At 64.7% G+C, this 13127-nt stretch carries 10 protein-coding genes and 1 tRNA gene; 2 read left to right on the forward strand and 9 right to left on the reverse strand.

From position 1 onward, the window contains the following. Positions 1–25: 25 nt before the first annotated feature. The 9 genes from RQI28_RS00405 to RQI28_RS00445 form a co-directional block, all read right to left on the reverse strand. The gene (locus RQI28_RS00405; protein ID WP_311220628.1) at positions 26–832 is read right to left on the reverse strand and encodes a hypothetical protein; all 807 of its coding nucleotides are present in this window, start codon (positions 830–832) and stop codon (positions 26–28) included. Between the two features lie 159 nt (positions 833–991). Next, positions 992–1067: transfer RNA gene (locus RQI28_RS00410), tRNA-Thr, on the reverse strand. Positions 1068–1078: 11 nt separating this feature from the next. Further along, positions 1079–2086: a class 1 fructose-bisphosphatase gene (locus RQI28_RS00415; protein ID WP_311220629.1), complete on the reverse strand. Its 1008-nt coding sequence runs from the start codon at positions 2084–2086 to the stop codon at positions 1079–1081. Positions 2087–2137: 51 nt separating this feature from the next. After that, the gene (gene pepN, locus RQI28_RS00420) at positions 2138–4846 is read right to left on the reverse strand and encodes an aminopeptidase N (protein WP_404976862.1); all 2709 of its coding nucleotides are present in this window, start codon (positions 4844–4846) and stop codon (positions 2138–2140) included. 225 nt (positions 4847–5071) lie between these two features. Then, positions 5072–6097: a hypothetical protein gene (locus tag RQI28_RS00425; protein WP_311220631.1), complete on the reverse strand. Its 1026-nt coding sequence runs from the start codon at positions 6095–6097 to the stop codon at positions 5072–5074. A 35-nt stretch (positions 6098–6132) separates the two neighbouring features. Continuing rightward, positions 6133–7237, reverse strand: a protein-coding gene (gene prfB, locus RQI28_RS00430) for a peptide chain release factor 2 (protein ID WP_311220632.1) whose coding sequence is annotated in 2 segments (ribosomal slippage) — positions 6133–7155 and positions 7157–7237 — 1104 coding nt in all. Because the reading frame shifts where the segments join, the coding sequence is not laid out codon by codon here. Positions 7238–7430: 193 nt separating this feature from the next. After that, the gene (locus RQI28_RS00435; protein WP_311220633.1) at positions 7431–7976 is read right to left on the reverse strand and encodes a tail fiber protein; all 546 of its coding nucleotides are present in this window, start codon (positions 7974–7976) and stop codon (positions 7431–7433) included. A gap of 242 nt (positions 7977–8218) precedes the next feature. Next, positions 8219–9100 (reverse strand): hypothetical protein, encoded by an 882-nt coding sequence (locus RQI28_RS00440; protein ID WP_311220634.1) that lies wholly within the window; start codon positions 9098–9100, stop codon positions 8219–8221. A gap of 33 nt (positions 9101–9133) precedes the next feature. Continuing rightward, entirely contained in the window at positions 9134–10051 is a 918-nt protein-coding gene (locus RQI28_RS00445; RefSeq protein WP_311220635.1) for an IPTL-CTERM sorting domain-containing protein, read from the reverse strand. Positions 10052–10403: 352 nt separating this feature from the next. On the opposite strand from RQI28_RS00445, the gene RQI28_RS00450 reads away from it, so the two are divergent. Together RQI28_RS00450 and RQI28_RS00455 are read left to right on the forward strand one after the other, a co-directional pair. After that, entirely contained in the window at positions 10404–11117 is a 714-nt protein-coding gene (locus RQI28_RS00450; RefSeq protein WP_311230405.1) for a response regulator transcription factor, read from the forward strand. Between the two features lie 110 nt (positions 11118–11227). Beyond that, complete coding sequence (locus RQI28_RS00455; protein WP_311220637.1) at positions 11228–13060, forward strand: ATP-binding protein; 1833 nt, start codon at positions 11228–11230, stop codon at positions 13058–13060. Positions 13061–13127: the final 67 nt, after the last annotated feature.

The raw sequence follows: 13127 nt of genomic DNA on the forward strand, positions 1-13127 counted from the left end.
CGCAAAGGCGCCCTACCGCTGAAGCTCACTGATTACGCAAAAACTGCTGCACGAAGTCGCCTTGATTAGGTGCATCTTCCTGCGTGGTGAAGATCAGCTGACGGTTCTCTGTCCGCAGCTTCATCTCGGTGCCGAAGCGGCAATTGACTTGGCCCAACTCGGCCACCTTCTGTTTGAAGGCCGGCACGCTGCGGCATTGTTGATCTAGTTGCGACGCCACTTCGCCGCAATAGCCGGCGATGCTCAGGCTCTTGAATTGCGCCTCTGAAACCGAGGACCAGTCCACCGTTGTTTTCACCTGGCTGCCGCACGATTCGCTGGCGGTCTGGTCCACGCGCTGCAGCGCGCTTTGCGCCTGCGCCATGCGTTTTTCACGGTCAAAGCGCGCCAGCGTGTTCTGAATGCCTTCCTTGTTCTGCCGGTCGTACACGGCCAGCAGCGCCGAAGGCTGCAGCGCCTTGCTTTTCTGCTCGTCGTAGGTCAATGCAATCGCGTCGCGCTGGCCGGGCAAATACGCCACGGTCTGCTCATTGCCGCCGTAAGCGCTGCGCTGCTTTTGCACCAGCCCATGTTCGCGCCCGTCCAGCGTGGTGACATAAGCCTCGGTAGAGGCGCCGCGTTGCTCGCGATCGCCCAGAAACACCACCGCGTCGATCGGGTGGTTGACACCGCTCACGCGCATCAGCGCTTGCTTGCCATCACGGCTGGGCGCCAGCGCCACTTCCAGACCCTGCGGGCCGTTGAACACCTGCGGGTATTTGGCGAGTTCCAACGCCGAGGCGCCAAATGAGACGAGGAGAGCGCAGCAGAGCGCGGCCGATGACTTGAGCATGCGAAAAAACTCCTTGGGATTGCGTCCACACGGACAACCGTGAAGTCTAGCCAGTGATGCTCTGCCGAAGCGGTTTGCCGCCTTGCGAGGATGTTGCAAAGAGTTGATGGCGGGGCCAACGCAAAAAGCCCTGACTCTTGCGAATCAGGGCTTTGCATTTGGTGCCGGAGAGATGAATCGAACACCCGACCTTCTCATTACGAATGAGCTGCTCTACCGACTGAGCTACACCGGCTAAGACTCGAATTATATAGCGGAATGGTAACCGGTCACGCGTTCCACTTCATTTTTTGAACCCAGGATGACGCTGACGCGCTGGTGCAACTGGGTCGGTTCGATGTCGAGGATGCGCTGCTTGCCGTCGGTGGCAGCGCCACCGGCTTGCTCCACCAGCCAGCCCATGGGATTGGCTTCGTACATCAGTCGCAGCTTGCCGGGTTTGTTCGGCTCGCGCTTGTCCCAGGGGTACAGAAACACGCCGCCGCGCGTGAGGATGCGGTGCACGTCGGCCACCATGCTGGCGATCCAGCGCATGTTGAAGTCCTTGCCGCGCGGCCCATCGGTGCCGGCAAGGCACTCTTCGATGTAGCGCGTCACCGGTGCGTCCCAGTGGCGCATGTTGCTCATGTTGATGGCGAATTCTTTGGTGTCCGCCGGAATGCGCACGTTCTCTTCCACCAGCACGAAGGAGCCCTGCTCGCGGTCAAGGGTGAACATCGCCACGCCGTCGCCCACCGTCAGTACCAGAGTGGTCTGGGGGCCGTAGATGCAGTACCCCGCCGCGACTTGCTGCGAGCCGGCCTGCAAAAAGTCTTCGGTGGTCACGCCAGGGTGGCCTTCGGGCTTTTTCAGGACGCTGAAGATGGTGCCGATGCTGACGTTGACGTCGATGTTGGAGGAGCCATCGAGCGGATCGAACAGCAGCAGGTATTCACCCTGCGGGTAGCGGTTGGGCACGACATAAATGCTGTCCATCTCTTCAGACGCCATGGCCGCCAGGTGGCCGCCCCATTCGTTGGCTTCGATCAGCACCTCGTTGGCGATGATGTCGAGCTTCTTTTGCACCTCGCCCTGCACGTTCTCGCTGTGCGCGGTCCCCAGCACGCCGCCCAGGGCGCCTTTGTTCACGGCATGGCTGATGTGCTTGCAGGCGCGGGCTACCACTTCGAGCAGCAGGCGCAGTTGGGACGGGATGAGGCCATCGACGCGTTGCTGCTCGACGAGGTAACGGGTCAGGCTGATCTTTTGGGCCATGAAATGGTTCTTTCGTTCAGATGCGGTGAGTGCGGTTGAGTGCGATTCGGTTCAGTCGGCCAATGCGCGCGTGACGACTTCGCGCACATCGTTCGACAGGGCGGGCTTGGCCGCCACGCGTTCGATGGCTTGGCGCGCTGCGCTGCGGTAGGGCTCGGCGAGCTTGGTCCAGCGGTCCAGCCCGCGCGCCAGTCGCGATGCGACCTGCGGGTTGATCGCGTCGAGTTCCAGCACGCGGTCGGCCCAGAAAGCGTAGCCCGCGCCGTCGGCGCGATGAAAGCCGCCGGGGTTGCCGTTGCAGTAGCTGAAGATCACGCTGCGCGCGCGGTTGGGGTTCTTGATGCTGAAGTCGGCATGGCCCATCAGCGCCTTCACGGCTGGCAGCGCCTGGCCGCCGCGATCGGGCGTGGCAGCCTGCAGCGAGAACCACTTGTCGAGCACCAGTGCGTCGTCCTTGAACATCGCATGAAAGCGCGCTAGTGCGGGCTCGGCCAGGGCCTGGCCGCTGGTCACCAGTGCGCTCAGGGCATTGAAGCGGTCGGTCATGTTGCCGGCATCCTTGAAGCGCTGGTAGGCGCGGCCGGGCCAGACGGTGTCGCCCGATTCGCGCGCAGCCACGCACAACATGTATAGCGCCATGCCCGCCAGCGCGCGGCGGCCGGACGACAGTGCGTCTGGGCGATAAGCGCCGGTGTCGTGGTGCTGATCCCAGATCGCTTCCCATTCGGTCTGCAGCGCCACGGCCAGTTGCGTGCGCATTGCTTCGCGCACCGCGTGAATGCGCTGCGGGTCCACCACGTCCAGCTGCTCGGCGATGTAGCCCTCGGAGGGCAACGTCAGCACCAGCTCCTTGAAGGCAGCGTCCAGCGTGGGGTGGCGCAACACGTCGCGCATCGCAGCGATGAAGCTCTCTGGCAGCAGATCAGAGGCAATTGGGCCTGTAGCGCCCGTATTACCTGCGTTGGATGCTATTGAATTAATAGCAATTCGCAGCGCCAGGCGCTGGCCTGCTTCCCAGCGGTTGAAGGCGTCGGTGTCGTGCGCCAGCAGGGTCAGCAACGCTTCGTCGGTGTAATCGATGTCCAGATGAACCGGCGCGCTGAAGCCACGCAGCAGCGACGGCACCGGTGCGGCATCCACGTTCATGAAGGTGAAGCGGTGGCTGGCATCGGTCAGCACCACGGTGCGGTTGGTGTCGCCAGCAGTGGCTTCGCCTTCGAACTGCAGGGCGATGGGCTCGCCTTGTTGGGTCAGCAGGCCCAGCGCCACGGGGATCACCACCGGCTCCTTGGTGAGCTGGCCGGGCGTAGGCGCGAGCGATTGCGACAGCGTCAACGTGTACGTGCGCTCAGTCGCGTCGTACTGCCCAGTGGCGCGAACACGCGGCGTGCCTGCCTGTGAATACCAGCGCTTGAACTGCGGCAGCAGGCGCGCCAGGTCGCTGTCTGGGTTGGCGTCGGCAATGGCCTGGGCGAAGTCGTCGCAAGTCACGGCCTGACCGTCGTGGCGCTCGAAGTAGAGCTTCATGCCCTTGGCAAAGCCTTCGCGGCCCACCAGGGTGTGCTGCATGCGGACGACTTCCGCACCCTTTTCGTAGATGGTGACCGTGTAGAAATTGTTGATTTCCACGTAGCTGTCGGGGCGCACCGGGTGGGCCATGGGGCCGGCATCTTCGGGAAACTGCACGGTGCGCAGCACGCGCACGTCCTCGATGCGCTTGACGGCGCGGGCCGACGGGCTGCCCGACAAGTCCTGGCTGAATTCCTGGTCGCGGAAGACCGTCAGGCCTTCCTTCAGCGACAGCTGGAACCAGTCGCGGCAGGTGACGCGGTTGCCCGTCCAGTTGTGGAAGTATTCGTGGCCGACCACGCTTTCGATGTTGCCGAAGTCCACATCGGTGGCCGTGGCCTGGCTGGCCAGCACGTACTTCGTGTTGAAGATGTTCAGGCCCTTGTTTTCCATGGCGCCCATGTTGAAGTCGCTGGTGGCGACGATCATGAAGCGCTCCAGATCGAGCGGCAGGTTGAAGCGTGCTTCGTCCCACGCGATGCTGGCCATCAGCGAATTCATCGCGTGCTCGGTCTTTTCCAGATCGCCCGGGCGCACGTAGATCTGCAGCAGATGGTCAGTGCCTGTGCGTGCGCGAATGCGCTGCTCGCGCGCCACCAACTTGCCCGCTACCAGCGCAAACAGGTAGCAGGGCTTCTTGTGCGGGTCGACCCATTGGGCGAAGTGGCGGCCGTCGTCCAGCACGCCCTGGTCCACCAGGTTGCCGTTGGACAGCAGCACGGGGTAGTCCGCCTTGTTCGCGCGCAGCAGCACGCTGTAGCTGGCCATTACGTCCGGACGGTCCAGAAAGTAGGTGATGCGGCGGAAGCCTTCGGCCTCGCACTGCGTGAAGAAAGTGCCCTGGCTCACGTACAGGCCCGACAGCTGGGTGTTCTTGACCGGGCAGCAGGTGGTGAAGATCTCCAGATCGAACGGCGCGTCGCCTCCGGGGAGGTTCTCCAGCACCAGGCAGCTGCCCTCCATCTTGAACGACGTGCCGGCGCCATTGACCATCACGCGGGCCAGGTTCAGTTGGTCGCCATCCAGCCGCAGCGGCGCGGTCGGCACGGCGGGGTTGCGGCGCACCCGCATCTTGTTGAGCACGCGGGTCTTGGCCGGGTCCAGGTCGAATGTCAGGTCGACCGTGTCGATCCACCATGCGGGGGCCTGGTAGTCGGCGCGGTGCACGGTCTGTGCTTGTCCTTCACGCATCATGGATGCTTCTCCAAAAATTGGTTGTTGAGCAGGGTCAAAAAAATCGGGTGTCGGAGCGGGAGCATGCTGCCACTCCGTGGCGAGGCACTGGCTTCATGCCGAGAGGCATGGCGGCGGAACGGGTGATGGCGTGCATGTTCCTCGGGGATGAGAAGCGGTGCGCGTATCGCTGGGATGGGATTGCACGCAGCGTTGGTGCGCGTGTCAACAGGAGGGCGGGGGTCACGGAGCGTCCACCGTGCCGTTGAAGAATTGAAACGGCAGACGCTCCTGGACGTCGCAGCAGTCCTCAGGGATATCGGCATGATCCTGCAAGATTTTTCGGGCCCTCTCTACCTGACCTGTGAATATGCCCACGTCGAATCGGCGCTTTCGATGATCAAACGACAAGCTCACCAGCGGCGGCGTTCCGCTCTCCTTGATGGCGTCGAAGAGTGCGTCAGCGATGCGGCTTTTGATTCGCTCGATTTCTGCCTTGCTCATGGCAAACGCCACCACACGAACGTCACGGAGCTTCGGATCCGCGCGCAGCTGCCGCAATTGCGTTGGCTGAGGTTGATACACAAATACATCGAGCGTCGCGTGGCCGAAGACACCGTTGTTCCAGGCGATGGAGACGAGTTGTTCGCCGAAAATCTGGGTGGCCGCGTCGTAGAGCGCATTCGTATCCGCTGGCCAATGCTGGATGAAAACCTCATCGGGCAATGCATTGACCGACTGCAGGCTGGGGTACTGCACCTGGTACGTTTGCATGGAGGTCGCTTTCGCCTGCGGCGACAGCTCCCGCCAAAGGTGCTCTTTTTCGATCTGCCGGCTCAGCCGGGGAATGTCCTGCAGCGAATAGGCCGTGTCCGCCAGCAACACGCCGGCCAAGGCCGGGTCTGATTGAACGCGGGCCCGGTCTGCCGCAGTCAGACCTTTGACGAAATACAGAATCCGCGGCTTGAAGTCATCGAGCGCGACGACGCTTCCCAGGTAGCGCCCCGCAAACATCTGGTTCAGCCGCGGCACCTGGGCTTCGGCGGTCTCGCGCCGGGCGGGGTACTGCAGGAGTTCGTCGGTCGGGATCGCGGCAATGCTGGCTTCGGAGACTCCGCCCGCGTTGTAGCAGCACTCTTGCAAGTATTGGATCTTGCGCTGGCGAATCTCGTCCGCGCCCGGCGTTTGCGCACCGGCAGCCAAGGCCCATGCAGACGCCAGCACGCCAAGACTCCATCGAGGGATGAACCGTTGGTGGAGCATGGGCATGGGCATGGTGCTTGGCGGCTTGCGGGCAGCTTGGCTTAAACACCCTGCTTGAGGGAGGCCTCGATGAACGCATCGAGATCACCGTCCAGCACCTTCTGGGTGGCGGATATTTCGACGTTGGTGCGCAAGTCCTTGATGCGGCTGTTGTCCAGCACGTAGCTGCGGATCTGGTGTCCCCAGCCCACGTCGGTCTTGGTGTCTTCGAGCTTTTGCTGCTCTTCCTGGCGCTTGCGCAGCTCGTAGTCGTACAGGCGGCTGCGCAGCCGCTGCCACGCCACGTCGCGGTTGCTGTGCTGGCTGCGGCCGTCCTGGCATTGCACGACGATGCCGGTGGGGATGTGCGTCAGGCGCACGGCCGAATCGGTCTTGTTGATGTGCTGGCCGCCCGCGCCGGAGGCACGGTAGGTGTCGGTGCGCACGTCCGAGGGGTTGATGTCGATCTGGATCGAGTCATCGATCTCGGGGTAGACGAAAAGCGACGCGAACGAGGTGTGGCGTCCGCCCGAGGAGTCGAACGGCGATTTGCGCACCAGGCGGTGCACACCGGTTTCGGTGCGCAACAAGCCATAGGCGTACTCGCCCTCGATCTTGATGGTGGCGCTTTTGAGGCCCGCCACGTCGCCGGGGGTTTCCTCTTCGACCGTGGCCTTGAAGCCCTTGCGCTCAGCGTACTTGAGGTACTGGCGCAGCAGCATGCTGGCCCAGTCGCAGGCTTCGGTGCCGCCGGCGCCGGCCTGGATGTCCACAAAACAGTTCAGCGGATCGGCCTCCATGCGGAACATGCGGCGGAACTCCAACTCTTCGACGGCCGTGCGCTGTTTGGCGGTCTCGGCCTCGATGGTGAGCAGGCCGGCCTCATCGCCTTCTTCCTTGCTCATGTCGTACAGCTCGGCGTTGTCGGCCAGCTCGCGGGTGAGCTTGTCGAGCGTGACGACCACGCCGGAAAGCGACTTCTGTTCCTTGCCCAGTTCCTGGGCCTTCTTGGGGTCGTTCCAGACGGCCGGGTCTTCCAGCGACGCGTTTACCGTGCGCAGGCGTTCAAATTTGGCATCGAAGTCAAAGATACCTCCGTAACTCTTGCGTGCGCAGAGCCAAGTCTTGAAGGGAGGTGCCGATGAGGTTGATACGTTCTGCGTCCATGGTGCTTGTCCTGAGTGTTCTGTGGAATAACACGCGATTTTCTCATGGGACGCACACCGTGCCGCGCGGCTTGGCCCCCAGCGCGGAAGGTCTTGCTGCAGCAGGGACGCACCAAGCTGCCAGCGTTGTGAAATGCTATGAAAATAATAGCTTTATGCGCTTTAAAGACGGACGCTAGAGGCCTTTTTTATTTTCAAGGTGGAGCTGGAAAAATGCCCGATTTCGCCATGCACCACGTAATGGCCAGATACGGGTCGCGTGTGGGCACGGGCACGCCGTTGCCAGCAGCAGCAGTCGCCAGCGTGGTGTTGGCAGCGGCGCTGTCCACATACAGGCCAGCGTTCTGCGCCTGGGCCAGCAGGGCGTTAGCGGTGGGCATGGCGTGCGTCGCCAGAGCCGTGGTGGCGATCTGCCCATGCACATGTGCCGGCATCTGGGCGACGCTGAGGGTGACGGTTTCCTGTCCGACTTTTTGTCCGCGCTGGTAGTTGTTGCCCAAGTTGTCGAAGCCCGAACCCAGCGGCGTGCGCCCGCGCAGATCTGGCAGGCCGAAGTTGACCAAGCCGTCGCCGCCAAAGGTGGTGTTCACCAGCGAAAACAGTGCTGGATTGGGCCGGACTGGAAGGGTGGATCCGTCTGCCGCGACCCAGCCTTGAGGGCAGAAGTCGAAGGCGAAGGCACGCAGTTCGCCGAGGTAGGGTTCATTGGCCTGCACACCACCGCAGGCAACAAGTGCCATGACAGTCAGCGCGGCGGCTCGCAAAGAGGATGGAACGCTCTTGAGAAAATAGCTAAAGGTGCAGACCGGGTCGGTGCGATATAGGCTCGCAATCGGCATCAGCGAGCCGACAAAGGGATCGACATCGGCCTGGGCCTGCTGGCAAGCCGCCAGTAATGCGAAACCGCAAGCGCCATGGATGGCCAGGCGGCGCCAAACCGGCAACCGGCATCGGGCAGAGGGGAGTGCGATAGGTGCCATGGTCAGCGGGCCAGCATGAAGCAGATGCGGGCGATGGTCTCGGGGCCGTCGGCGGCGAGCCAGCCGGGCGTGAAGACCATGCCCGTGTTCACATCGCCGGTGGTGTTGACGGCCAACGCGCGGCCCGTGCTGGTGCGGGCGTCCAGCAGCAGGGTGTAGTCGCCCGCGCCCAGCGCCGGGGCGAAGCTGACTGCGAACGTCCCACCTGCGTCTTTGGCCACGCTGTAGCCAGCGCCGCTGACAGCGACCGCGTCCTTGTTGAAGCAGCCATGGCGTACCTCTGCCAGCCCGGTCAAAGTGGCCCCTGCCGGGCCCTGTGGGCCCTGTGGGCCTGTGGCGCCCACGGCACCCTGTGCCCCGTTGCATACATAACTGGTTTGCGTGATTTCACCGGCGTCCAGCGTGCCGTTGTCGTTGGTGTCCAGCCCCTGGGCCATGCGTACTCCGCCGGTGGAGCAGTTGGCTCCGATGGGTTCCACCGAGGAGGCCACGCGCGCTGTCAGGCCCTTGGCGCCTGCAGCGCCGGCGGGGCCGGCAACGCCTGTTGCTCCCGCAGGCCCGGTGCCACCTGTAGGGCCGGCAGGCCCAGCGGGCCCAGGCGTTCCGGCCAGCGCCGTGGGATCGCAGCGGCCCAGGGTGCCGTTGGCGTCGTGGCACACGGCCGCGCTGCCGGCTGCCGGCGTGCCCAACAGCCCGGGAACCTGCACCTCGCCCGTGGGCTGTACGCGCAGTGCAGGCGTGCCGGCGGAGGAGTCGATCACCACCCCGCTGCCAGGGGCCGGCGTGAAGGTCATGTCGGCGGCCGCCGCAGGCAGGGCGCAAGAGAGTGCCGAGGCAGCCGATACGGCCCATGCGATGGCTGAGGCGCGGTGTGGGAAGTTCATGGAACGCTTGTCCTGTTCAAGGCAAAAATCGGATCAAAAACGGGGTCGGCGTGGGACGCTAGGTACATGGGTCTTCATGCGCCACGCGCCTGTCAGCCCTGCCAGCACAGACAGCAGCAGCAGCCCCCATTCGCTGAGGGTAGGAATGCCTTGCAGACCGGCGGCGCCCGGGCCGGGCGCGGCCAGCAGCAGGGGGGCGAAAGGGTCTTCGATGGTGCCGAGCTGAGGGGCGTTGTCGCCGTCGCCGTTGTCCGTCACCGTGAAACCCACGGTGTCGCCGCTCACCGTGAGGCCGGGCGGCGTGAACCAGCCGGTCTGGCGCGGGGCTGCGCCATGGGGGCCGTGCTTTTGCATCGCCAGACCGGCAAGGCTGCCAGGCGGGTAGGTAATGCGAACTGCCAGCGTGGCGTTCTGGCAGCCCAGGCCAGCGGCGGTGAAGCGCAGCAGTCCAAGCGGGAAGGTGGCGTTGGCCGGGGTGCCTGGCGGCGCGGTGTGGCTGATGGTGGCTGGCTGGGTTACCAGGCAGCCGGAAGGCAGCCCGCTGATGGTGACTTGGGCCGTACCGCCGCCCGGCAGCGGCACGGGCTGGGGTGTGGGCAGCGCCTGCAGCGGCACCGGCCCGGGCAATCCCACCACGGGGCAGCCGGTGCTGGCCGCGCGCACGACACCGCCGCTGGTCGCGGTGACGGTGCCATCGTTGGTCCACTGCTGTGCGAGCTGAATCTGGCCGCTGTCCAGTTGAACGCTGGAGCCTGCCGTCACCAGCACGTCACGCGCAGCGCGCACGGTGCCGCCGCCCAGGGTCAGCGTGCCGCTGCTGGCCACATCGGCGCACCCCATGGTGGCGGTGCCTCCGCCCAGATGCACTTGCGTGCCGGCAGGCATCACCCATCCAGCATTGGCCGCCGTGCAGGCCAGTGCCAAGGTGGCGAGGCAAAGAGGCTTGTTCATCGAGGAAGGCATGGCATGGGCATGAGTGAGCGGGAATGTGCTTTGGCGACCCCGTGTGGGGCCCTTGCTGCTGACGAAAACGTCCGGCGGGATAGAGACGCACGGCCACGGCAGCCTCTCGGTTTGCTCTATTTTTTATAGCTGTCAGCGCTTGATGAATAAGCGCTGGGGGCATTTTTGGCATCCAAGGCGCAACGCATGAGGTGACTGTAAGAATTTGTCATCGCTACGGCTATCCCTGAAATCAGGTAATTTGCTTCGCGCCTGCCGATTCGTGGAGGGCAGGGACGTGCAATCGCTCCAGCGTCGCCTACCATGGCGCGCCCTGGTGCCACAACGCCTCCCTCCATTCATGCCTGATCCCATGCCGTTTCCCGTTGAATCCACCTTGCCGGCCCCCGTGCTGGTGGTGGAAGACGAGCCTTTGCTGCAGCAGCGCCTGCGCACCTTGCTGGTAGGGTTGGGGTACGCGCCGGATGCGCTGGTGTTCGCCTCGTCGCTGGCTCAGGCGCGCGAGTGCCTGGCGGCCCAGCCCATGGCGCTGGCGCTGGTGGATCTGGCGCTGCCCGATGGCAGCGGCATGGAGCTGATCGAGCAGATGCGGGCCGAGGATCCGGGGCTCGGCATTCTGGTCGTGTCGGCGTGGAGTTCCGAGGAAGCCATTCTGGGCGCGCTGCGCGCCGGGGCGACGGGCTACGTCTTGAAGGAGCGCGACGACATCGAGGTGTCGCTGTCGATTCGCAGCGTGCTGCGCGGGGGCGCGCCGATCGATCCGTTCATCGCGCGCCGCATTCTCGAACTGCTGCCCGCAGCCGTGCCCGTGCCGGCCTCTGCCTCTGCCTCTGACTCTACCCCTGCGGTGGTGGCTGGCGACGCCTTGAGCGAGCGCGAGTGCCAGATCCTGCGGCTGGTGGCCGACGGCCTGAGCAACCGCGAGATCGCCGAGGCTTTGTTCTTGTCGCGCTACACGGTCGAGAGCCATGTCAAGCGCATCTACCGCAAGCTGGCGGTGTCCTCGCGCACCATGGCCGTGCGCACCGGACGCGCGCGAGGGGTGATCGGATGAGTGGGTGGCGCAGCGTCTGGGTAATGGCGTGGAGGACGGCGTGGAGAGCGGTGTGTGTAGTGGCTTGGTCGATGGCGGTGTGCAGCCCGGCGTGGGCGCAATCCGTCGCCATGCCCGGAGCGTGTTCGCCGCGCGTGCTGGCCGTGGAGGCCGCGCGAGTCATGACCGGCGCCGACCCGCAGGTGCGGCCTGCCGATGGCTGGGAGCCGGTGCAGGTGCCCGATGTATGGACCCGCCGCTGGCCGGGCCACGACGGCACGGTGTGGTACCGCGTCACCTGGCAACGCGGCTGCGCCGACTCCAGCGGGCCCGTCGGACTGGGCGTGGACGGCATCAGCATGGCGGGCGCCGTCTTCATCAACGACGACCTGCTGTGGAGCGATGCATCGCTGGCAGAGCCGCTGTCGCGCAGCTGGAACACGCCGCGCTGGTGGCTGCTGCCCGCATCGGCCCTGCAGGCTGGCGTCAACACCGTCTGGGTGCGGGTGGTGGGGCTCGACGTGCTGTCGCCGGGGCTGGGCACCCTGCGGATTGGCAACGCTGACGCGGTGCAGGCCGAGCACGCGCACAGCCTGTGGCGCCAGCGCACCGTGTATCTGTTTTGCTCGGGCCTCTCGGTTGCGGTGGGCTGTCTCTTTGGCGTGGTGTGGTGCCTGCGCCGCTCCGAGCGTGCGTTCGGCTGGTATGCGTTGATGTCGATCGCCTGGGTGGTCTACATGCTCACCCTGCTGGCTGTCACGCCCTGGCCGTTTGCCGACACGCTGACGATGTCGCGCGTCAACATCGCCGCTTTCGTGCTGTACGTGCTGTGCTTTTGCCTCTTCACCTGGCGCTTCGGAGTGCAGTTGCTGCCGCGTACCGAGAAGGCGTTATGGGTAGCGGCTGCGGTGGGGGTGGGCGCGGTGATGTGGGCGCCGGGCGCGCTGGTGGACACCGTTTTTCTGGTGGTTTTGCTGGGCAGTGTGCTGGTGTTCTTTGCCAACTGCCTGCAGTTCCAGTGGCACGCCTGGCGCCCCCGTCCAGATGGGCGCGAACTGCCGCACATGTGGCTGGCGATGTGCTGGCTGGTGTTTCTGGTGGTGGGCGTGCATGACGTGCTGGTGGTGCTGTCGGTGTGGCATGCGCGCGAGACGTGGAGCGCCATCGCCGCGCCGCTGTGCACGGTGTGCATGGCGCTGCTGCTGGGCGAGCGGCTGGTGGCCGGCACGCGGCGCATCGAGCGCTTCAACCATGAGCTGCAAGCGCATGTGGCCCACGCGCGCGCAGAGCTGTCGCAGGTGCTGGCGCGCGAGCATGTTCACGCGCTCGACCATGCCAAGCTGCAAGAGCGCATGCACATCGCCCACGATCTGCATGACGGCCTGGGTGGCAGCCTGGTGCGCAGCATGGCGCTGGTGGAGCAGGCACGGCAGCCCATGCCCAATGCGCGTGTGATGTCGCTGTTGAAGGTGCTGCGGGACGACCTGCGCCAGGTGATCGATCACGGCTCCAGCGCGGGCGCCTCGGTGCCTGAAACGCCGGTGCGCTGGATGGCGCCGCTGCGCCACCGCGTCACGCGCATTCTGGAGGCCATGGGCGTGGCGTCTGAATGGCATATTGCCCCGCAGTGGCAAGCCATGCCCAGCACCTTGCAGTGCCTGGGCCTGACACGGCTGGTGGAAGAGGCGCTGTCCAACGTCATCAAGCACAGCGGGGCGTGCCGGCTGCGTGTGACGGTGGAGGTGGCGGCGCAAATGGAGGGGGCATTGCCTTCAGCGGGGCCGCTGAGCGTGCGCATCGAAGACGACGGCGTGGGTTTTGACGTGTCTGCAGTGCAGCATGCAGGCCTGAGCGTGGGCATGCGCAGCATGGCCGAGCGCGCCCAGCGCATGGGCGCGACGCTGAGCGTCACGTCCGAACCCGGCCGCACCGTCATCAGCGTGCACTGGGATACGCAGCCATGAGTTTGCTATCAATAATATAGCTGTTAGCGCTTATGGATAGTGCGCTATAGCCCGATTTGGCTTAAAT

The sequence above is a fragment of the Acidovorax sp. WCS2018Noco2-16 genome, from assembly GCF_031843945.1.
Lineage (GTDB): Bacteria > Pseudomonadota > Gammaproteobacteria > Burkholderiales > Burkholderiaceae_C > Paracidovorax.

Coding starts and splice junctions, on each gene's coding strand:
- RQI28_RS00405 (WP_311220628.1), bottom strand. CDS start 832: ATGCTCAAGTCATCGGCCGCGCTCTGCTGCGCTCTCCTCGTCTCATTT.
- RQI28_RS00415 (WP_311220629.1), bottom strand. CDS start 2,086: ATGGCCCAAAAGATCAGCCTGACCCGTTACCTCGTCGAGCAGCAACGC.
- pepN (WP_404976862.1), bottom strand. CDS start 4,846: ATGCGTGAAGGACAAGCACAGACCGTGCACCGCGCCGACTACCAGGCC.
- RQI28_RS00425 (WP_311220631.1), bottom strand. CDS start 6,097: ATGCCCATGCTCCACCAACGGTTCATCCCTCGATGGAGTCTTGGCGTG.
- RQI28_RS00435 (WP_311220633.1), bottom strand. CDS start 7,976: ATGGCACTTGTTGCCTGCGGTGGTGTGCAGGCCAATGAACCCTACCTC.
- RQI28_RS00440 (WP_311220634.1), bottom strand. CDS start 9,100: ATGAACTTCCCACACCGCGCCTCAGCCATCGCATGGGCCGTATCGGCT.
- RQI28_RS00445 (WP_311220635.1), bottom strand. CDS start 10,051: ATGAACAAGCCTCTTTGCCTCGCCACCTTGGCACTGGCCTGCACGGCG.
- RQI28_RS00450 (WP_311230405.1), top strand. CDS start 10,404: ATGCCTGATCCCATGCCGTTTCCCGTTGAATCCACCTTGCCGGCCCCC.
- RQI28_RS00455 (WP_311220637.1), top strand. CDS start 11,228: ATGCCCGGAGCGTGTTCGCCGCGCGTGCTGGCCGTGGAGGCCGCGCGA.